The 20,297-nt window shown below is 59.8% G+C and carries 22 protein-coding genes; 17 read left to right on the top strand and 5 right to left on the bottom strand.

Annotation, left to right across the window (positions count from 1 at the left end; all coding sequences use genetic code 11):
• Positions 1–50: 50 nt before the first annotated feature.
• On the bottom strand, positions 51–632 hold the full coding sequence (locus WIR04_RS10480) for a nucleoside triphosphate pyrophosphatase (protein WP_338886706.1): 582 nt from the start codon (positions 630–632) through the stop codon (positions 51–53).
• Between the two features lie 166 nt (positions 633–798).
• On the opposite strand from WIR04_RS10480, the gene WIR04_RS10475 reads away from it, so the two are divergent.
• The 16 genes from WIR04_RS10475 to WIR04_RS10400 all read left to right on the top strand — a co-directional run bounded on the left by WIR04_RS10475 (position 799) and on the right by WIR04_RS10400 (position 13,956).
• A complete protein-coding gene (locus WIR04_RS10475) occupies positions 799–1,452 on the top strand; it encodes an START domain-containing protein (protein WP_338886704.1) in 654 nt (217 codons plus the stop codon).
• A gap of 279 nt (positions 1,453–1,731) precedes the next feature.
• Positions 1,732–2,253, top strand: coding sequence for a 23S rRNA accumulation protein YceD (gene yceD / locus WIR04_RS10470; protein WP_338886702.1), 522 nt, complete (start codon positions 1,732–1,734; stop codon positions 2,251–2,253).
• A gap of 20 nt (positions 2,254–2,273) precedes the next feature.
• The gene (gene rpmF / locus WIR04_RS10465; RefSeq protein WP_005300935.1) at positions 2,274–2,441 is read left to right on the top strand and encodes a 50S ribosomal protein L32; all 168 of its coding nucleotides are present in this window, start codon (positions 2,274–2,276) and stop codon (positions 2,439–2,441) included.
• 9 nt (positions 2,442–2,450) lie between these two features.
• Entirely contained in the window at positions 2,451–3,470 is a 1,020-nt protein-coding gene (gene plsX / locus WIR04_RS10460; protein ID WP_025326978.1) for a phosphate acyltransferase PlsX, read from the top strand.
• Positions 3,471–3,476: 6 nt separating this feature from the next.
• Complete coding sequence (locus WIR04_RS10455; protein WP_005329561.1) at positions 3,477–4,436, top strand: beta-ketoacyl-ACP synthase III; 960 nt, start codon at positions 3,477–3,479, stop codon at positions 4,434–4,436.
• 67 nt (positions 4,437–4,503) lie between these two features.
• Complete coding sequence (gene fabD / locus WIR04_RS10450; protein ID WP_338886697.1) at positions 4,504–5,439, top strand: ACP S-malonyltransferase; 936 nt, start codon at positions 4,504–4,506, stop codon at positions 5,437–5,439.
• A 13-nt stretch (positions 5,440–5,452) separates the two neighbouring features.
• Positions 5,453–6,187 (top strand): 3-oxoacyl-ACP reductase FabG, encoded by a 735-nt coding sequence (gene fabG / locus WIR04_RS10445; protein WP_111910607.1) that lies wholly within the window; start codon positions 5,453–5,455, stop codon positions 6,185–6,187.
• Between the two features lie 157 nt (positions 6,188–6,344).
• Entirely contained in the window at positions 6,345–6,581 is a 237-nt protein-coding gene (gene acpP, locus WIR04_RS10440; protein WP_005300909.1) for an acyl carrier protein, read from the top strand.
• 82 nt (positions 6,582–6,663) lie between these two features.
• Positions 6,664–7,905: a beta-ketoacyl-ACP synthase II gene (gene fabF / locus WIR04_RS10435; RefSeq protein WP_025326982.1), complete on the top strand. Its 1,242-nt coding sequence runs from the start codon at positions 6,664–6,666 to the stop codon at positions 7,903–7,905.
• A gap of 67 nt (positions 7,906–7,972) precedes the next feature.
• A complete protein-coding gene (pabC, locus tag WIR04_RS10430) occupies positions 7,973–8,779 on the top strand; it encodes an aminodeoxychorismate lyase (RefSeq protein ID WP_338886692.1) in 807 nt (268 codons plus the stop codon).
• Positions 8,769–9,770 carry an endolytic transglycosylase MltG gene (gene mltG / locus WIR04_RS10425; RefSeq protein ID WP_234678124.1) on the top strand — a complete coding sequence of 334 codons (1,002 nt, stop codon included), beginning with the start codon at positions 8,769–8,771 and terminating at the stop codon, positions 9,768–9,770. The genes pabC and mltG overlap by 11 nt, the downstream gene beginning before the upstream one ends.
• Positions 9,770–10,396, top strand: coding sequence for a dTMP kinase (gene tmk, locus WIR04_RS10420; RefSeq protein ID WP_338886687.1), 627 nt, complete (start codon positions 9,770–9,772; stop codon positions 10,394–10,396). The genes mltG and tmk overlap by 1 nt, the downstream gene beginning before the upstream one ends.
• Complete coding sequence (gene holB, locus WIR04_RS10415; protein WP_338886685.1) at positions 10,381–11,328, top strand: DNA polymerase III subunit delta'; 948 nt, start codon at positions 10,381–10,383, stop codon at positions 11,326–11,328. Before tmk ends, holB begins: the two co-directional genes overlap by 16 nt.
• Before the next feature lie 18 nt (positions 11,329–11,346).
• On the top strand, positions 11,347–12,126 hold the full coding sequence (locus WIR04_RS10410) for a YchF/TatD family DNA exonuclease (RefSeq protein ID WP_338886683.1): 780 nt from the start codon (positions 11,347–11,349) through the stop codon (positions 12,124–12,126).
• A gap of 288 nt (positions 12,127–12,414) precedes the next feature.
• Complete coding sequence (locus tag WIR04_RS10405) at positions 12,415–13,443, top strand: tyrosine-type recombinase/integrase (protein WP_420883419.1); 1,029 nt, start codon at positions 12,415–12,417, stop codon at positions 13,441–13,443.
• A 225-nt stretch (positions 13,444–13,668) separates the two neighbouring features.
• Positions 13,669–13,956 carry a RepB family protein gene (locus WIR04_RS10400; RefSeq protein WP_338886681.1) on the top strand — a complete coding sequence of 96 codons (288 nt, stop codon included), beginning with the start codon at positions 13,669–13,671 and terminating at the stop codon, positions 13,954–13,956.
• Between the two features lie 221 nt (positions 13,957–14,177).
• Here WIR04_RS10400 and rsmF read toward each other — a convergent pair whose 3' ends face one another.
• The 4 genes from rsmF to WIR04_RS10380 all read right to left on the bottom strand — a co-directional run bounded on the left by rsmF (position 14,178) and on the right by WIR04_RS10380 (position 19,577).
• Entirely contained in the window at positions 14,178–15,608 is a 1,431-nt protein-coding gene (rsmF, locus tag WIR04_RS10395) for a 16S rRNA (cytosine(1407)-C(5))-methyltransferase RsmF (RefSeq protein ID WP_338886679.1), read from the bottom strand.
• A gap of 129 nt (positions 15,609–15,737) precedes the next feature.
• Positions 15,738–18,290, bottom strand: coding sequence for an MlaD family protein (locus tag WIR04_RS10390; RefSeq protein WP_338886677.1), 2,553 nt, complete (start codon positions 18,288–18,290; stop codon positions 15,738–15,740).
• Between the two features lie 56 nt (positions 18,291–18,346).
• The gene (locus WIR04_RS10385; protein ID WP_338892411.1) at positions 18,347–18,955 is read right to left on the bottom strand and encodes a paraquat-inducible protein A; all 609 of its coding nucleotides are present in this window, start codon (positions 18,953–18,955) and stop codon (positions 18,347–18,349) included.
• The gene (locus WIR04_RS10380) at positions 18,933–19,577 is read right to left on the bottom strand and encodes a paraquat-inducible protein A (protein ID WP_338892409.1); all 645 of its coding nucleotides are present in this window, start codon (positions 19,575–19,577) and stop codon (positions 18,933–18,935) included. Before WIR04_RS10380 ends, WIR04_RS10385 begins: the two co-directional genes overlap by 23 nt.
• Before the next feature lie 256 nt (positions 19,578–19,833).
• On the opposite strand from WIR04_RS10380, the gene WIR04_RS10375 reads away from it, so the two are divergent.
• Positions 19,834–20,139, top strand: coding sequence for a YebG family protein (locus tag WIR04_RS10375; RefSeq protein ID WP_338892407.1), 306 nt, complete (start codon positions 19,834–19,836; stop codon positions 20,137–20,139).
• The last annotated feature ends 158 nt before the right edge of the window (positions 20,140–20,297 follow it).

Genomic DNA, 20,297 nt, shown 5'->3' with positions numbered 1-20,297 from the left:
CAACAATGGGAGCCAAGGCTCCCATTGTTGTCTCTATGGCCTGCTCAGGCTCAAGGCAGATTGAGGCCGTGGCGCGCCAGCAGCTCGATCAGACCGATGAGGGGCAGGCCGAGCAGGGCGTTGGGATCCCGCCCTTCCAGCCCCTTGAACAACATGATCCCCATGCCCTCACACTTGAAGCTGCCGGCGCAATCGAGGGGCAGCTCCGCCGTCACATAACGGCGCAGGGCTGCCTCATCCAGGGAGCGAAAATGCACGGTGAAGGGCTCCACGAGCTGCTCGGCCCGGCCGTTTGCGGCATTGAGTACGCACAGGCCGGTATAAAATGTGACGCTCTTGCCCTGGGCCATCATCAGTTGCGCCACAGCGTTATCCACAGTGCCCGGCTTGCCGAGGATACGGCCGTCACAGACACACACCTGATCCGAGCCTATGATCAACCCCTGATCATGTTGGTTGGCGATGGCGCTCGCCTTGGCATGGGCCAGGCGGCTGACCAGTGCCTCGGCCGGTTCCCCGGGCAGCGGGGTTTCATCGACCTCCGGGGAGGCACATTGGAACGGCAGGCCGAGTTTTTCCAGCAGCGCCTTGCGATAACGGGAAGTGGAGGCGAGGATCAAGGGCGTGTGCATGTGTTGATGATATCCATTTATAAATCAATTGGTTGATTCTAACTGTGCCAGAAGGCCCACGCAAACTACCCCAGAAGGCCAGCGCACCGGCTTTGGCTTACAACAACATGCATGCTGGCGGGCCGAGAACGGCGATAGATACAGCGTGATGAGGCAGGAGTGCGAGATGACAAGATACGGTGTGCTGGCCCTGATGCTGCTCTCCCTCGCGAGCTGGGGACAGGAGTGGCAGCCAGAGAAGGGGGAGGGTGGCGTGCAGCTTTGGACTCAGGTACGCCCACCGTCCCCCTTCCTGGCCTTGCGTCTGGAGATGCGGGTCAAGGCAGATCCCATGGCGTTGCTGGCCGTGCTGCGAGACACGGCGCGCCATCGGGAGTGGCTACCGTCCAGTCGCGAGGTTAGGCTGCTGGCAAAATCCGGCCCGGATGACGATCTGGTTTACACCCGATTGGCGTCCCCTTGGCCGGTGCAGGACAGGGAGCTCATCACGCGATCGCATCTGATCAGGCGGGCCGGCTGCGCGCTGGTGCTGGAGGTGTGGGCCGAGCCGGACGCCCTGGCACCCCGCTCTGGTCTGTACCGGATCCGGGAGAGTGCCGGTCGCTGGGAGGCGTTGCCACAACCCGATGGCAGCACCTTGATCAGGCTCGAAAGCTATACCAACCCAGGCAGCCATTTGCCGGGCTGGCTGGTCAATCCAATGACCATCAAGGCGGCGCTGGGCAGTTTTCAGGCCATACGCCGGTTGATGGAGGCCCAACCTAGAGCCGCGCCTCGGCAACTGTTGCTCGGTGGCGGGGGCTGCCCTGCCACGCCCTGAATCCGGCAATGAAGGCGCTGATAGCCAAGCCGGGTGCCTGGTGAGTGGGACGCTTGATGGGGAAGGGGCCTGCAACGCCGTAAAGGACTCACTGAACCCGAGATCCTGGCCAAGGAGGATGGCCGCACAGGATCCTGTGCGGGATCCCGCGGTTTATGGCATAATCGGCCACCGATGAACACAAGTTCCTCCATGCAGGGGCTTGTGCAGGTAAAATCATCGGCGGTAAGGACTTTTTCCTTTGACTATCCCTTGTTGGACCTATAATATTCGCGCCCTATGCAAAAGGTGAAGTTGCCCGTTAAGGTTGATCCAGTCCGTAATGCCTTGAAGCTACTCGATTATGTCGGGATAGTGGAAAAGTCGCAGATGCCCAGACTGGAAGCATCAACCGAAGGCTTGCGAAGTGATGTGGACGTCACTCTGCAGTTTGGCAAAGATATCCAGAAGTTGACCGTTATGAAAGGCACTGCCCATGCCAAGGTTGACCTGGTTTGCCAGCGTTGTGGAGAGGCTTTCGAGCACCTTTGTGAAGCTAGTTTTATTTACACTCCGCTGTTCGAGAGAACAAACGAGGAAGAGCTGCCGGAAGCTTATGAGCCCATTGAATTGGACGAAAACGGCGAGATAGATCTTCATCAAATCCTGGAGGATGAACTCATCCTCTCGTTGCCTCAGGTGGCCATGCATCCCATGGATGTCTGCCCCAGAGGAAACATGGAAATGACTTGGGGTGACATCGAGCCTGCTGATGAGCGGCCGAATCCCTTTGCAGTTCTTGAAGAGCTCAAACGTAAGTGAATTTTAGGAGTTAGCCTACCATGGCCGTACAACAGAACCGTAAAACCCGCGCCAAGCGTGGCATGCGTCGTTCCCACGATGCGCTGACCACTGCAGCCCTGACTGTTGATCAGACCAGTGGCGAAATTCATCGTCGTCACCACGTGACTGCCGATGGTTTCTACCGCGGTAAAAAGGTAATCGCTTAAGGATTGCCTTTGTCTACGCAAACTGTCGCGCTAGACATAATGGGGGGAGATTTTGGCCCCTCTGAAACAGTGCCTGCCGCCGTGCAGGCACTGTCTCTTCTGCCTCAACTAAATCTTGTTCTGGTCGGTGACCAACACCTGATCGCCCCTCTGTTGCAGCAACATGGCTTGCTGAATCATCCCCGCGTTCGTCTCGTACATGCATCCCAGGTCGTGGGCATGGGCGAAAAGCCGATCGTGGCGCTGCGTACCCTGAAAGATTCCTCAATGCGGGTTGTGCTCAATCTGGTTAAAGCCGGTGAGGCCGATGCCTGCGTCAGTGCCGGCAATACCGGCGCCCTGATGGCCATGGCCAAATGCGTGCTCAAATCCCTGCCCGGGGTCGACAGGCCCGCCCTCATCAAGGCGCTGCCGACACTGAGCGGCAAACGCACAGTGATGCTGGATCTGGGGGCGAACGTGAGCTGCGATGCCGACACCTTGCTGCAATTTGCGGTGATGGGCTCAGTGGTGGCCGAGCAGGTCGAGGGGATAGCTTCCCCCCGGGTGGCGCTGCTCAACGTGGGGGAGGAGGAGATCAAGGGCAATGACCTGGTACGCCACAGTGCCGAATTGTTGCGCCAGTGCGCCGCGCTCAATTTTGTCGGTTTCATCGAGGGGGACAGGATCTTCAGCGGTGACAGCGACGTCATCGTTTGTGACGGTTTCGTCGGCAATGTGGCGCTCAAGACCGCTGAGGGTGTGGTGCGGATGATGGCCGAACTGGCCGGATATCCTCGCAAAAAACGCAGTTTTCTTGGTCGACTCGCCGGATTTATGTTCAAACGGCGTTTTTCTTACCTGAACCCCGACCAGTATAATGGCGCGAGTCTGTTAGGATTGCGCGGCATTGTGGTAAAAAGCCATGGGCGGGCCGAGCGCCGCGCTCTGTGTCATGCGATTCTGCTGGCCGCACAAGAAGCCAAACACCAACTTCCATTGCAAATTGCAGATCGCCTTGAATCTGTCTTTTCCGACAGGGATTTATAAAACTCTATGCATAGCAAAATTCTGGGTACTGGCAGTTATCTGCCGAGTTCGGTTCGTACCAACGCCGATCTTGAGCAGATGGTTGAAACCAGTGACGAGTGGATCGTGGAACGTACCGGGATCCGTGAACGCCGCATCGCCGGGAGCGACGAAAGCGTCGCGACCCTGTCTCATCAGGCGGCCTTGCGGGCGCTGGATGCCGCTGGCCTGACCGCTGCCGATCTGGACATGATAGTGCTGGCGACCACCAGCGCCGAGAACGCCTTCCCGGCCGCGGCCTGCGAACTGCAGGGGCTGCTCGAGGTACCGGGGATCCCGGCCTTTGACGTGGCGGCGGCCTGCGCCGGTTTCACCTATGCGCTCTCCATTGCCGATCAGTTCGTCAAGTCCGGCGCCGCTCGCCATGTTCTGGTGGTTGGTGCCGACGTGCTCTCCCGCATGTGCGATCCGGAAGACAGGGGCACCATCATACTGTTCGGTGATGGGGCCGGTGCCGTGGTGATCGGGGCGAGCGAGACCCCCGGTATCCTCTCCACCCACCTCCATGCCGACGGCCGTTATGGCGAACTGCTCAAGTTGCCGCAGCCTCGTCGTGGCATGCCGGGTGCCGAGCTCGAAGCCTACATGTATATGAAGGGCAACGATGTCTTCAAGGTCGCGGTGACGCGTCTGAGCGAGATCGTGACCGAGACCCTGGCTGCCGCCAACATCGATCCGAGCGAGCTGGACTGGCTGGTCCCGCATCAAGCCAACTTCCGTATCATCAACGCCACAGCCAAGAAACTCGGCATGGGGCTCGACAAGGTGATCCTGACTCTGGATCGCCACGGCAATACCTCCGCCGCCTCCGTGCCCATCGCCTTCGATGAAGGGGTACGTGACGGCCGTATCAAACCGGGCCAGTTAGTATTGCTGGAAGCCTTCGGCGGCGGTTTTGCCTGGGGTTCGGCGCTGGTTCGCCTCTGATACCAAGCGGCGCCGCGAGTCTCGGGCGCCCGCTTACCGATTTCGTCTTACCTTAAAGGAATCAATGATGACCCGATTTGCCATTGCCTTCCCGGGACAAGGCTCCCAGAGCGTCGGCATGCTGGCGGAACTCGCCGAGCAACACGCCGTGATTAAAGAGACCTTCGCCGAGGCGAGCCAGGTGCTGGATTATGACCTGTTTGCCCTGGTGCTGAATGGTCCCGCCGAGGATCTGAACAAGACCTGGCGCACCCAGCCGGCACTGCTGACCGCATCCGTCGCCCTGTGGCGCTTGTGGCAACAGCAGGGCGGGGCAACCCCCGCCGTCATGGCCGGTCACAGCCTGGGTGAGTACTCCGCCCTGGTGTGCAGCGGTGCCCTGGCGTTTGCCGACGCCGTCAAGCTGGTTGAACTGCGTGGTCTGGCCATGCAGGAAGCTGTGCCGGAAGGCACAGGTGCCATGGCCGCCATCATCGGTCTGGACAACGATTCCATCGCCGCCAACTGCGAGAAAGCGGCGCAAGGCCAGGTGGTCTCTCCGGTCAACTTCAACTCCCCGGGCCAGGTGGTGATCGCCGGTCACAAGGAAGCGGTCGAGCGCGCCAACGTGCTGATGAAAGAGTCAGGCGCCAAGCGTGCACTGCCGCTGCCGGTCTCAGTGCCGTCCCACTGTGCCCTGATGAAACCCGCCGCCGAAAAACTGGCCGCCGCGCTGGATGGGATCGAGATCAAGGTTCCAACCATCGCAGTCATCAATAATGTCGACGTGTCCTGTGAACAGGATCCGGCCGCCATCAAGCAAGCCCTGGTGCGTCAGCTGTTCAGCCCGGTCCGTTGGACCGAGACGGTAGAGCGGATGGCAAACGACGGCATCACCCTCGAGATCGAGATGGGACCGGGCAAGGTGTTGACCGGGCTGGCCAAGCGCATCGACCCGCGCGTGGAAGGCATTCACGCCAACGATGCCGCCTCTTTCGAGCAGGCGCTGGCCCAAGTCAAATAAACAGGAGCAAGTCATGAGTTTTACCGATAAAGTTGTGCTGGTCACCGGCGCCAGCCGTGGCATAGGCCGTGCGATTGCCGAAACTTTTGCGGCCCGTGGCGCCAAGGTAGTGGGCACCGCGACCAGCGAGAGCGGTGCCGAGGCCATCAGCGCCTATCTGGGCGAGCAGGGCTGCGGCATGGCGCTGAACGTGACCAGCCAGGAATCCATCGAAACCGTCTTTGCCGCCATCAAGGAACGCTTTGGCGACATCGACATCCTCATCAACAACGCCGGTATCACCCGCGATAACCTGTTGATGCGGATGAAAGATGACGAGTGGAACGAGATCATCGACACCAATCTCACCTCCCTGTACCGTCTGAGCAAGCCGGTGTTGCGTGCCATGATGAAGAAGCGCCATGGTCGCATCATCAGCATCGGTTCCGTGGTCGGTACCATGGGCAACGCCGGTCAGGTCAACTATGCTGCCGCCAAGGCCGGTCTGGTGGGCTTTACCAAGTCATTGGCCCGTGAAGTGGCTTCCCGTGGCATCACGGTGAATGCGGTGGCCCCCGGTTTCATCGAAACCGACATGACCAAGGCGCTCAATGAAGAACAGCGTGCCGGCATCATGAATCAGGTGCCTGCCGGTCGTTTGGGCGATCCGAAAGAAATTGCTGCCGCTGTGGTATTCTTGGCGTCTGACGACGCTGCCTATATCACCGGCGAAACCCTGCATGTTAATGGCGGGATGTACATGGTGTAATCAATTTGTCGTGAGATCTGTTCAAATTTGCGATAGTACGCCGAAGTTTGGCGAATTTCGTGGTTTGACCAGCGGCAAGTCACTTGCAAACTCACGTCAATTGAATACACTACCCCAACCAGACGCAATAGCGTATTTTTAAAGGAAAATTCAGGTCATGAGCAACATCGAAGAACGCGTAAAGAAAATCATCATCGAACAACTGGGTGTTAAAGAGGAAGACGTCAAGAACGCTGCCTCCTTCGTCGACGACCTGGGCGCTGACTCTTTGGATACCGTTGAACTGGTAATGGCGCTGGAAGAAGAATTCGATACCGAAATTCCTGATGAAGAAGCCGAGAAGATCACCACTGTTCAAGCGGCTATCGACTACATCACCGCTAATCAGGAATAAGTTCCTGTTCTGAAAGAAGCGGCCCAAGGGCCGCTTCTTTTATGTTTACTCCCTTTCAAAATACCTCTCGGAGACTAGCTCAGTGTCAAAACGCAGAGTCGTGGTAACCGGCCTGGGGATGCTTTCCCCTGTGGGCAACACTGCCGAATCCAGCTGGCAAGCCCTGCTCAACGGGCAGAGCGGCATTTCTCTCATCGATCACTTTGATGCCAGCGAGTTTGCGACCCGTTTCGCAGGCCTGGTCAAAGAGTTCGATCCCGAACAATACGGCATCAACCGCAAAGAAGCCCGCAAGATGGATCTCTTCATCCAGTACGGCGTGGCGGCGGGGGTGCAGGCACTGGATGATTCCGGCCTCGTCATCAACGAAGAGAATGCGGAGCGGGTCGGCGTGGCCATCGGTTCCGGCATCGGCGGCCTGGGTCTCATCGAGCAGAACCACAGCAGCCTCGTCAACGGCGGCCCGCGCAAGCTGAGCCCCTTCTTCGTGCCATCCACCATCATCAATATGGTGTCCGGTCATCTCTCCATCATGAAGGGGCTGCAGGGACCGAACATCGCCGTGACCACGGCCTGCACCACCGGTACCCATGCCATCGGCATGGCTGGCCGGATGATCGCCTACGGTGATGCGGACGTGATGGTTGCCGGCGGCACCGAGAAAGCCTCCACCCCCATGGGGATGGGTGGCTTTGCGGCGGCCAAGGCGCTCTCTACCCGCAACGACGAACCGCAGAAGGCGAGCCGTCCCTGGGACAAGGATCGCGATGGTTTCGTGCTGGGTGATGGCGCCGGGGTACTGGTGCTGGAAGAGTACGAACACGCCAAGGCCCGTGGCGCCAAGATCTATGCCGAGCTGGTTGGCTTTGGCATGAGCGGCGACGCCTACCACATGACGGCGCCTCCCTCTGATGGCAACGGTGGCGCGCGCGCCATGAAGAATGCCATCAAGGATGCCGGCATAGCGCCGGAGGCGATCGGTTACATCAATGCCCACGGCACCTCCACCCCGCTGGGTGATGTGGCCGAACTGCGTGGCATGAAAGAGGTGTTTGGCGAACATGCCAGCGCCCTGATGATCAGCTCCACCAAGTCCATGACCGGCCACCTGCTGGGTGCGGCGGGGGCCATTGAAGCTATCATCACTGTGTTGGCCCTGCGCGATCAGGTGGCACCGCCCACCATCAACCTGGACAACCCGGATGAGGAGTGCGATCTGGATCTGGTGCCCCATGTGGCCAAACCCGGCCAGTTTGAATATGCCCTCTCCAATTCGTTTGGTTTCGGCGGCACCAATGGCTCCCTGATCTTCAAACGCGTATAATTCGCTTTGGGCGAAATGATAAGGCCCGATACGACCGTATCGGGCCTTTTTTATCGGAGGGATCCCCTTGCTGATTAATGGAATACCGACAGAAGCTCTGTCCGCCAGGGATAGAGGGCTGGCATACGGGGACGGCCATTTCACCACCATGCTGGTGAAGCAGGGGCAGATGATCTGGTGGCCGGCACACCTGGCAAGGTTGCAACATGCCTGCGCCAGACTCGGATTTGCGGATCTTCCCTGGGATGCCCTGGCCGCCGAGGTGGCGCAATTGGCAGTAGGGCAGACGCAGGCTGTCGCCAAGATAGTGCTGACCCGTGGCAGTGGGGGACGGGGCTATGATGGAGCGGGATGCAATTCTCCCACCCGCATCGTCTCCCTGGCACCATACCCGGCCCACTACCTTGGTTGGCAGCAAAACGGCATCGCTGCCCTGGTCTGCCAGCAGCAGCTCGGCGATGCTCCCATGCTGGCAGGGCTCAAGACCCTGGGTCGTCTGGAACAAGTTCTGCTCAAAAGCGAACTTGCCGCGCGGGGCGGAGTCGAAGGTATAGTATTGAACAGCCGTGGATTTCTGGTAGAAGGAGTCAGCGCGAATCTGTTTTGGCGTCGTGGCAAGACGGTGTTCACACCGGATCTCTCCCGCGCAGGGATAGATGGCATCATGCGCAAGCGCGTGATCATGATGCTTAAACAGATGGGCATTGAACTGCGTGTCGTGGAGGCTCCGCTGGAGTCACTGTGGCAGGCCGAAGAAGTCTGGTTGACCAATACCCTGATGGGCATAGTGCCGGTCACCAGCATTGGGGATGTGCATTATCCCAGCCCGGTATTGATCCGCCGTTTACAGGAGCGTTTGGTCATTGAAGTTTAATCGGCTCTACACCCTGCTCGCGGGGGCGGCACTGACCGTTGCCGCCGCCGGGGGTTATGTGTATTACAAATGGCAGCAGGTGGAGACGCTCACCAACAAGGGGCCGACGCGCCTCTTTACCGTCGAAAAAGGCGCCCATGCGGCGCGTCTGATCACCGAATTGGGGGAGGGGGAAACCAGCCCCTGGGCGGTGCGACTCTGGCTGCGTGGCCACCCCGAACTGGTTGCCATCAAGTCTGGTACCTATGAGATCAAGGAAGGGGCCCCGCTCAAGGAGACCCTCTCCCTGTTTGCCTCCGGCAAGGAGTTTCATTTCAGCCTGACCTTTGTCGAGGGTTCCCGTTTCGAGGACTGGTTGAAGCAGCTCTCGAGCGCCCCTTACTTGGAGCGGCTGACCGTGGAGCAGAGCGAGACTGAGCTGGCGCAGGAGCTTGGCATCGACAACGGCAAGCTGGAAGGCTGGTTCCTGCCGGAAACCTACGCCTATACCACCCATGCCAGTGACATCTCCATCCTGCGCCGCGCCTACCAGGACATGAAAGCCTTCCTGGACGCATCCTGGGAGAAGCGTCAGGCCAATCTGCCCTACAAGACGCCCTATGAGGCGCTCATCATGGCCTCCATCATCGAGAAAGAGACGGGCCAACCGGATGAGCGGGCGCAGATCGCCTCGGTGTTCGTCAATCGGCTTCGCCTTGGCATGAAGCTGCAGACAGATCCTACCGTCATCTACGGGGTGAAGGATCGCTATGACGGCAACATTCGCCGCAGCGATCTCACCGATGTGAACCCCTACAACACCTATGTGATCGATGGCTTGCCGCCCACGCCCATCGCCATGCCGGGCAAGGCCTCCATCGAGGCGGCGCTCAACCCCAAGTCGACCGACTATCTCTATTTCGTCGCCAAGGGGGGCGGGGCCCACTATTTCTCCAGGACCCTCGATGAACACAATAGAGCGGTTCGCGAATTCATTTTGAAGAAACCCTAATGTCTAAATTTATCGTGATTGAAGGACTGGAAGGGGCAGGGAAGAGCTCCGCGGTGCGCTATGTGACCGACTATCTGCATGCCCATGGCATCGACAGGATTGAGTGTACCCGTGAGCCGGGTGGCACCCCCCTGGCGGAGCGGATGCGCGCCATCGTCAAGGAGGTGCACGACGAGCGCCTCACCATAGAAGCCGAGTTGCTGCTGATGTATGCCTCCCGGGTGCAACTCGTGGAGACCCGGATCAAGCCGGCGCTGGCCGAGGGCATCTGGGTGGTGGGGGACAGGCACGATCTCTCCTCCCAGGCCTATCAGGGGGGCGGTCGCGGTATCGATGCCCAGCTCATCGGCGCCATCAAGCAAGCGGTGCTCGGCGACTTCAAGCCAGATTTGACCCTCTACCTCGATATCGATCCCGCCCTCGGTCTGCAACGTGCCCGCCATCGCGGCGAGCTCGACAGGATCGAGCTGGAGCAACTCAGCTTCTTTGAGCGCACCCGCACCCGCTACCTGGAACTCGCGGCCAAGGATGACAGCATCCTGGTGATCGATGCGAGCCAGACGCCGGATCGAGTCAAGGCCGCCATCGAAGCTGCACTGGACAGCACCCTATGTATCCCTGGCTGATCCCGGATTGGCAGGCCCTGAGCCAGACCGCTCAGGCCGGTCGCCTGGGTCACGCCTGGCTGCTGCTCGGGGATCCCGGCCTTGGCAAGGAGCAGCTTGCAGAACGATTGGCGCGCCTGTACCTCTGCCAGCAACCGGATCGCGGTGAACCCTGCGGTCACTGCCACGCCTGCCAGCTGCTGTACAAGGGCCATCATCCGGATCTCGGCATCATAGGTGCCGACAGCAAGAGCATAGGGGTCGAGGCCATCCGCGAGATCTGCGGCCGCCTGCAGAGCACCTCCCAGCTGGGGCGCGGTAAGGTGGTGATCATTCCGGACGCCGAGCGGATGACGGAGTCCGCCGCCAATGCCCTGCTGAAAACCCTGGAAGAGCCGGCCGGTGACAGCCTGTTGCTGCTGATCGCCTCCAGGGTTTCCCGCCTGCTGCCCACCATCCTCAGCCGTTGCCACAAGCATGTCTGTCAGCTGCCGACGGAGGGGGAGACACTGCGCTGGCTGGGTGAACAGGGTCATCAGGCCACTCAGGCCCAGGTGCGGATCTGTCAGGGGGCACCGCTTCGTGTGCTCAGTTACATCGAAGAGCAGCAGGATGGGGCCAGACGGATGCTACTCGAGAGCTTCGTCTCCCTGTCGCAGACGCCGACCCGGGCGGCGAGTGTCTGTTCCCAGCTGGCAGAGGAGAGCCAGATCAGGTTGCACTGGTTGCAACTCTTCCTGTGCGATGCCCTCAAGACCCAGGCGGGCTGTGGTCATCATCAGCTGGCGATGCCGGACTTGGCTGCCCTCAGCGAGCAGCTGGCACAGTTGCACTCCAGCGAAAGATTGCTGGAGGCCGAGCAGCAACTGGTGACGCTCAAGGCCGCCTGCCAGCCGGGTCAACTCTCCAATCCCACCATCCATCTGATGAACTGGCTCAATCGCTGGTTATGACAAGTTACAAGGTTGTCTATGTTACTCGTTGATTCCCATTGCCATCTCGACCGTCTCAGCTATGGCAGCAAGCAGACCGACATGGCCGATGTCTTGGCCAAGGCCGCAAAACTGGATGTGGGGTATTTTCTCTGCGTCAGCGTGACCCAGGCGCAGTTCCCGACCATGCTGGCGGCGATCGCCCCTTATCCCCAGGTGTTTGCCTCCTGTGGTGTTCATCCCCTCAATCAGGATCCCGGTGTGGACGCCGCCTTGCTGCTGACCCAGGCGGCGGATGAGAGAGTGGTGGCCATAGGGGAAACCGGGCTCGACTACTTCTATTCGCCGGAAAACAAGGAGGTACAGCAAGCCTCCTTCCGGGAACACATCCGGGTGGCCCGGACACTGAACAAGCCCCTCATCATTCACACCCGGGATGCCCAGCAAGACACCTTGCAGATCATGCGTGAAGAGGGGGCCGATCAGGTGGGAGGCGTGCTGCACTGTTTCACCGAGTCTCTCGAGATGGCCCAGGCCGCCATGAAGATGGGCTTTTACATCTCCATCTCGGGGATAGCCACCTTCAAGAATGCCTCGGCCCTGCAGGCCGTGGTCAAGGCATTGCCACTGGAGCGATTGCTGATAGAGACGGACTCCCCTTATCTTGCCCCTGTTCCTCACAGGGGGAGGGAGAACGAGCCCGCCTTCGTACGAGATGTCGCGCAATTTATTGCCGATCTGCGGCAGATATCGCTGGCCGAATTGGCAGAAGCCACCAGCCACAATTTCTTTGAGCTATTCAAGCTGGCGAAGAAATAATCATGAAGAGCCCCGACAGACGGGGCTCTTTATTTAAAATCATCAACCTAAAACTGCCCCCGCAAATATCAACTTCCCACATCGTTATCTCTCACAAAGTATCAGGTTCGGACTCCTCTTCTGGAAAACGCCGGTTACGGATATCGAAAGCTCTGACTCACTATCCCGGGAGGTTGGAGGCATTAAATCAACACACTATAAGTATCGATAATATTCATTATCGATACTTGATGGATCTGAAAGATCCTGTAAGATCCTCCTAAACTCCATACCGAATCATAGACTTACGTGGCTTATCCAACCATTTCACCCCCTGCTCATCAGTCATTGCAGACAGTCTTCGATCCTGCGCTCAATAGCCGTGCCCGACGTTTCCTGCGCAGTGCAAAAGCGAATTCCACCCTCAATGCCTATCAGGCAGATACCCGTATCTTCGTATACTGGTGCCAGTTGCATGGGCTGGATCCACTGCAAACCAGTCATCACGACATCATGAACTTTCTGGCAGATCAGGCCGACGGCATATTGGCGGACTGGGTATGGTTGGATAAAGAGGAGGGGAAGGGGGAGCTGCGCAATGGGGAGCCACGAAAACCAGCCACCCTAGTGAGACGGCTCGCAGGGATCCGCTATGCCTTCAAGCAGAAGGGGATTCATCCCATGCCGACCGAACACGCGGAGATCAAGGAGATGATGCGGGGCATAGTACGCCTCGGTGATAACCGCAAACGCAAGACGGGAGCCCTGACCCTGCAACCCCTGACACGGGTACTCGACGAGATAGACACCTCCACCCTGGCAGGGCTGCGGGATCACACCTTGCTGCTCTTGATGTTCAGTGGCGCCTTGCGCCGCTCGGAGGCGGCTCGCATCGAGGTGGGCGATCTCGACTTCGTGGGGCAGGGGATAAGGCTTCGCCTCAAGCCGAGCAAGCATCAGCTCCATGAAACCGAGATAGCACTCATTCCTGGCAAGCAATATTGCCCGGTGTCGGCGCTGGCCAACTGGCTCAAGAAAAGCCGGATCGGCGAGGGGCCGCTGTTTCGCCGCATGAACCGTTGGGGTCAGCTTATGTCTGAGCCACTCGGACCCCAGGGCATCAACCTGATGATCAAGCGGCGAACCGGCCAGGTCATCGACGATCTCTATGTCAGTGGCCACAGCCTGCGCCGAGGCTTCATCACCTCGGCGGTGACCGCGGGCAAGCCCATGAACAAGATCATCGAGGTGACACGGCACAAGGACATGCGTACCCTGCAGGAGTATTTCGACGATGCGCACAAGTTCTCCGATCATGCCCTCGCAGGCTTGCTGTAAGATAACCGCGCCACGGTGTTTTTTATGTTAAATACCATCTGATTGATTTGATGATATATTTATAGCCCCCCGAAGCAGTGCCGGTGAAGCGTCAGTACCATGAAGGGAAAAGAGCCAGGCACGAGCGGTGGCTCTCACCCCTTGCAGGGGAGTGTCATTCCAGCGCCCTCCAGTCGAGCAGAGGTGAGAGATAACAAGTTCCACTCTCTTAGTTAGCAAGGTCGTATGAGCCAGGAAATAAAGATGAATGTGGCGCAAGACAATGCCGAGCGGCAACGCCAACACGTGAAACGCAAGCAGGAAACCCACAGCAGGCTGCAATGCTGGATCAGTAATCGCCACGCCCAGCGCTTGCAGGAGCTCGGCCAGCATCTGGAAGACAACCAGACCTCCCTCATCGAGCAGGCGATCGACTTGCTCTATCAGCACGAGCTGGTGCCGCAATATGTTGAAGAGCACAGTGACCAGCACGCTCACCATGAAAAGCAATCCCGGGCAGACACCATAGATTGAGCAGAGTGAGCAAATAGTGGGAATAAAAAAAGCCAGGTACGAATTCCTTGTACCTGGCATAGGGGAATTGGCTCCTTGCAGAGCCGTGCGCTAATTGATATGCGGATTGCCTTAAGCTTAGACAAGGCGCGAGGCATTTCAAGAAGTGACTAAAAGTTCAACCAGAGTGTAGGTTTTCCAGACTCGAACAGGTGTCAGCCCTCGAGATGGCCGCCGACATCTCACTCATTGAACAAGTTGTTGTCCCGCACCAACTCACGGGGCAGGGCATTCTTGATGCGGCTCCCCACCCATTTCCCCATACCGAGCGGGTGCCCCTGATAGCGGACGATCACTTCCCCCGTTCCCGGTGCCAGCTCGGGCCAGACATCCCGTCCCATCATGAATTCACGCCCGTTGGCGGCATCCAGCTCGACACACCCCCGGGTGGCCAGGCTGCCGTAGGCCAGTGCCCATTCGTGGGTGAGGCGATAACCCTTCTTGAAGGTTTCCGCCAGCTTGATGCCGATGCGATCGAAGCGCAGCTTGCCCTGTACCTGCTCAAAGGCGTGAGGGAAGAGCCAGATCTCGTCATTGCGACCACACAGCTGCCCACACGGGATGACCCCGAAGCTCGCCTCTATCTCCCGCAACATGGGCTCGGCCTCTTTCGCCGGCAGAGGGGAGAAGGGGAATTTGCCGAGCTTGCCCGGCTTGAACATGGTATTGGGCACTGAGTGATGCTTGCTGATCCTGGCGACGAAGAAGCCCTCGCTGTCGAAGATCTGGGGCCAGACATGCAGGTAACCCTCAGGGGTACAGGCCTGCCCGGCACCGGGGAAGAGGTCGGCCAGGGAGTCGACACTCAGGGCGTCGCCGAACTTGTCTTGCAGCGACTGACAGACGGCCTGGTTCTCCTGCAGGCTCAGGGTGCAGGTGGAGTAGACCAGCACGCCGCCGGGCTTGAGGGCGTGGAAGGCACTCTCCAGCAGGCCTTGCTGCACAGCGGCAATCTCCTTGATGCTCTCCAGACTCCAGTTGCGCAGGGCATCTTCATCCTTGCGCACTGTGCCTTCCCCCGAGCAGGGGGCATCGAGCAGGATGGCATCGAAGGTTTCCGGCAACCACTGGCCAAACACCTTGGCATCGAAATGGGTCATGCCCACATTGGTCACGCCACAGCGCTGGATATTGGCGCTCAGCACCTTGAGCCGGCTGCTGGAAAACTCATTGGCGACCAGCATGCCCTGGTTGTCCATGAGGGCCGCTACCTGGGTAGTCTTTGAGCCGGGCGCCGCCGCCGCATCCAGCAGCATGCCATCGTGCTTTATCCGCTCGCTGGCAAAGAGCGCCGTCACCGGCAGCATGGAGCTCGCCTCCTGGATGTAGAAGAGGCCGCACAGGTGCTCGGCGCTGTTGCCAAGGGGCACGCTCTCGTCGGCACGGGTCAGCCAGAAGCCGGTCTCGCACCAGGGCACGGGATCCAGCTGCCAGCCCAGTGGCGCCATGCGTGTCACGAAGTCGGGCACAGAGATCTTGAGGGTGTTGACCCGGATGCTGCGCCGCAGCGGCCGCCGACAGCTCGCCACGAATGCATCCATGGAGAGATGGGCCGGCATGATGTCCGCGATATGACGCAGGAAGTGTTCGGGAAGGTAGGTATTGTCGTGCACAGTGCCGTCTCGCTGACCCAAAAGAGGGGCGACATAGTACCACAGGGGTCGGAATATTCTGAATGGGCGATGGGCAAAACGAACAAGCCCGGCGCTGGGCCGGGCTTGGGTCAAAGGGTCAGGGGAACATCAGGGCTGGATGCGGGGGCTCCACTCCAGCCACTCCTTCTCCGCCTTGCCATAGAGCGGGTAACTGTGGCCGGCCTTGACGGTCGGCCCCATCTCCCGCTCCGGGGTGTTGAAGGCGATGCCACCGGTCAGCAGACTCTGCACTGTTTCCACCTCTATTGTGCCGCCGGTCAGGCCGATGTCGGCCTTGACCCCGGACACGTTCCAGAAGCGGCTGTTAGCGCGCACCAGATGGGCGTATTCCTGAGCGACGTTCACCTCGATCAGCACCTCGCTGCCATCCCGTGCCAGTGCCACCCCGCTGACGCTGCCCACCACCATCTTGCGAAACAGCAGGGGGCTGCCGACGCTGATGCCACTCACGGAGGGGCTCTTGAGGGTCAGGGCCAATCCGATGGGGGTGCTCTGACTCAGGGGGAATCGCTCCTTGCCCGCACCCTGGCCCGGGCTGGCCTCCACGAAGGCGCCCTTGATCAGGGTGTCGAGGTGGGAGACGCCCCCCAGCCCGAGCTTGGCCTGCACCAGGGTGTAACGTGCTCCACTCTGCAGGAAACGGGCGGCGTACTGCCCATCCAGCTCGGCCCTGAAGCTCACCTGACCCAGGGTGGGATCCAGTTCAATCTGCTCCACCTTGCCGATATCCACCCCGCGATAACGGATAGGGCTGCCCACACCGAGCCCGGGGTTGCTGTCGGCGGTCAGGGTCAGGGTGCGCACCTGGGTGCTGGCCTGCTCCTTGCTGTCAAACAGCTGATGGCTGCTGCGGCCGGTGCCGAGCCGGTCAAATTCGATGGCCCCCCGCAACAGGGTGGCGAGGTTGCCCATCTTGACCTGCACCCCGTCGAGCCGGATCTTGCCGTCGATAGCCGCCTTCTTCCAGAACTGGGGCTGCTGCTTGAGCAGGGGGGCGTAGACGGCGTCTATCTCCAGGGTGATGACCACCCCGCGCTCCTCGGCTTTCAACGCCTTGACCTTGCCCGCTTCCAGCCCCAGATAGAGGACGGGGGAACCTACGCCTATCCCGTCCGCCTGTTCGGCGCGCAGTGTCCAGCGCTCGGGTCTTGCATCACGACTGCCGAGCAGGGCCAGCTCCTGACTGGGATAGAGACGGTCGATACGCTCCCCTCCGGTGGCCTGGACCAGCTTGATCCCGCCTGCCAGCCAGGCACTCGCCGGGCTGGCCTCCACCTTGAGGCCGCTCAGATCGGCCTGCACCTGCAAGGGGGCAGCGCGATAGAAACGGGCCCGTTTCAGCAGGTGCTGATAACCCTCGTTCACCACCAGGTTGACGCTGGCATTGCCTTTGGCATCCAGGGTCAGCGCCCCCAGCTGGCCTATCTGCAACCCCTTGAACCAGAGCGGGGCGCCCTCGTTCAAGCCGGCCAGATCGTCCGCCTGCAGGGTCAGCCTGATGCCATCGCGCTGCTCCTGGCTCGCCAGCGCCATGGTGCTGACCTTTTCCCCTGCCACATAGTCGAGGCGGATGGCCGGTCCGGCCAGCAGGCGATCCGCATGCTTGACCCCGGTGGCGGAGAGGGAGACAGTCTCCCAGATCAGACGGCTCTTGCCGGTCATTCGAAATGCCTGCTCGGGGTTGATCAGCGCCGTGACGACCCGGCCCTGCTCGGTCAGGCGAATGGGGTCTATCCTGCCAATCTCTATCCCTTCATAGAGGATGGGCATGCCTTCCTTGACAGGCAGAGAGCCCGCCTGGATGGTGATGCGCTCGCCACGTGCCGCCTCGGCCAGCCCTTTATAGAGGGTGAAATTGAGCCCCTTCTGCGCGACGGGCGACTCCTTGGGGGAGTCGAACGCTATGCCGCCGCTCAGTATGGAGGTGAGGCTGCCAGCCTCCACGCTGACACCGGCCAGGCTGAAGGAGCCCTTGATGCCACTGATGTTCCAGAAGCGGGTATCCACCTTGACCAGGTGTTCGAAGCGCGGCTCTATCACCAGATCCAGGATCACATTCTGGTTATCCTCTCCCAGGCGGGTATTGATGACGCTGCCGACCTCGATCCCGCGGAAGTAGATCTTGGCACCGATGCCGACCGACCCCAGGGAGTCGGCGGTCAGGTGCAGGGTGCGCCCCTGGGCCTGGTAGCCGGGGGGAGGGCCGTCCAGGGCATCGAATTCGTCCTCCAGCGGGTTGTTGTCCCGACCGGGTTGCAGGTTGATGTAGTTGCCGGAGACCAGGGTATCGAGACCCGAGATCTCGGTGAGGGAGGCCTTGGGGCTCACCAGCCAGAAGTCGGAGCCCTTGCGGATGAGCGGGCGGGCGCGGCTGTCGACCTTGGCGAGCACGGCTATCTTGCGACCGTCCTGTGCCAGCTCCAGATCCTGGACCACCCCTATGGCCACCCCCTGATAACGCAGTTGGGTCTTGCCCGGCAAGATGCCGTTGCCCTGGGCAAAGTTGATGCGAATGAGTTGACCGCTGCTCGTCCACTGCTGGTAGATGAAACCACCCGCCAGCAAGAGGGCGATGAAGGGCAACAACCAGACTGGGGATAACCAGCGATGTTTCTCAATGACGGGTTCAGCCCCGATCATACCGACTCCTTAAATTGGCTGTGATGCCACAGCACATCCGATACAGAAAAATTGCATTAACGGGCCGCCTTGTCCCACAGCAGACGGGTGTCGAGCATCCGGGCCGACATCATGGTGAGGATCACCACGCCGGCGAAGGCAGTTGCCCCTGGCCCGGCCCGCACGTTGAGCAAGACCCCGCGATCCACCAGGGCCACCATCAGCGAGATCACGAACAGGTCCAGCATGGACCAGCGACCGATGAAATCGATGATGCGATACATGATGAGCTGACGCTTGCGTCGCACCGGCTTGCTGCGCTGCAACTGCCAGCAGATCCAGCCCAGTCCCAGTATCTTGCCGATGGGGACTATGATGCTCGCGGTCAGCACTATGGTAGCTATCCCTGACATCTTGCTGCGATAGAGCGCCATGATACCGCTGAAAATGGTATCGGACTGCAGTAATCCCTTGTTGTAGAAGTGGGTGATGGGTAGCAGGTTGGCGGGCAGCAGCATGAAGGCGGCGAGCGCCAGCAGGCCCCATGACCAGGCCAGCGAACGGGGGATCCGCATCTGCAAAGGACTGTGGCAGCGGGGGCAGCTCATGGCGCTCTGGTAACGCACCAACAAACCGCAGGTGTGGCAGCGGCAGAGCCCGAGTTCACGGGCGCTGGTCGGTATCATGTTCCGGCTCCTGCGAGGCGTTGTGCAGCGGTATCCGCTCCCAGTAGGGGGCGGGGTCGAAGAGGATGAGCAGCGTCATGTTGAGCAGCATCAATATTCCGAGGCTGAGCAGACCGCCCCCCAGACGCACGTCGGCGATGTCGATAAGCTTGAACAGGGCGACCATCAGGCTGACGATGTAAACCTCCAGCATGGCCCAGTGCCGGAACACCTCCACGGCCTTGAGCGTCGGGGCCAGCATGTGCCAGCGTTTGGAAAGGCCGGAGGCAAGCGCAAAGATGCCGAGCAGCAACCCCGCCGGCGCCAGCACGGCGCACCAGAGCACCAGGCTCGCCACCCAGAGTTCACCTTCCTTGAACAGCATCACAATGCCTTTGAGCAGGTTGGCATCGGAGTTGACCCCGGCCAGGCGCAGGTAGAGCAGGGGTTCGAAGAGGGCGGAGGGCAGCAGCAGGAAACCGGTGATGGTCAGGGCCATCAGCTGGGAAGGACGAAAAGCATAGCGCCCATAGAGATGCTGATGACAGCGCGGACAATGGGCGTGACGACGCAGTGGCAGCAGCTTGCGTTCGATCAGCAAGTCACACGCCGGGCAGACGATCACGGAGTGGGGATCCGACATACGATTCAACCTGTTGAAGGAATTGATAAAATTTACCCTAAAACGCCTTCGCTGTCTTGCCGGAGCGCAGCCTCTGGCCAAGAAAAGATGGCCCGGCCGGCCAACCCCCAGAGCCATGGAGAGAAACATGGGATACCGTTGCCAGTCCAGGGGGACCTGATGCGGTGATGGACGGGGTGATGGATCCTGAGTGTTATTTGCAACACTGTATATTCATACATATACTTGCAGTCACTATCATGAGGAGGACGCCACTATGGCCGTTGAGATCAAGTATGTTGTCGTGCGTGGGGGAGTGGAGAAGATGACCTTTGCCAGCAAGAAAGAGGCGGATGCCTATGACAAGCTGCTGGATACCGCCGATGAACTGATGGCGCTGCTGGCCGGGGCACCGGTTCAGCTGGCACCCGAGCAGCAGGAGAGCCTCGCCTTTTACCTGGCCGAGCAGCGGGATCTGCTGCAAAACGTGCTGCGCGGTGGCAAGGGGCAGGGGATCAGCCCCAAGGAAGAGAAGGTGGATGCCGAGAAGCCCAAGGGAAAATCCCTCAAGAGCGTGGCCTGACAGAATAAGGGCGGGGCAGGGCGTCCAACCCTGGCTTCCGCCCCACAATATTCAAGCAGAGTCCATTTTCAGTCATTTTTGTCGCTATTTACCCCGAGAAATTTCCAACAAGACTGCATAGTCATTGAATAAACACCATATACCATAGTGTCCGCGGT

The organism is Aeromonas rivipollensis (genome assembly GCF_037811135.1).
Classification (GTDB): Bacteria; Pseudomonadota; Gammaproteobacteria; order Enterobacterales; family Aeromonadaceae; genus Aeromonas; species Aeromonas rivipollensis.
The sequence above is the reverse complement of the archived record's forward strand: the minus strand, read 5'-3'. Positions and strand labels throughout refer to the sequence as shown.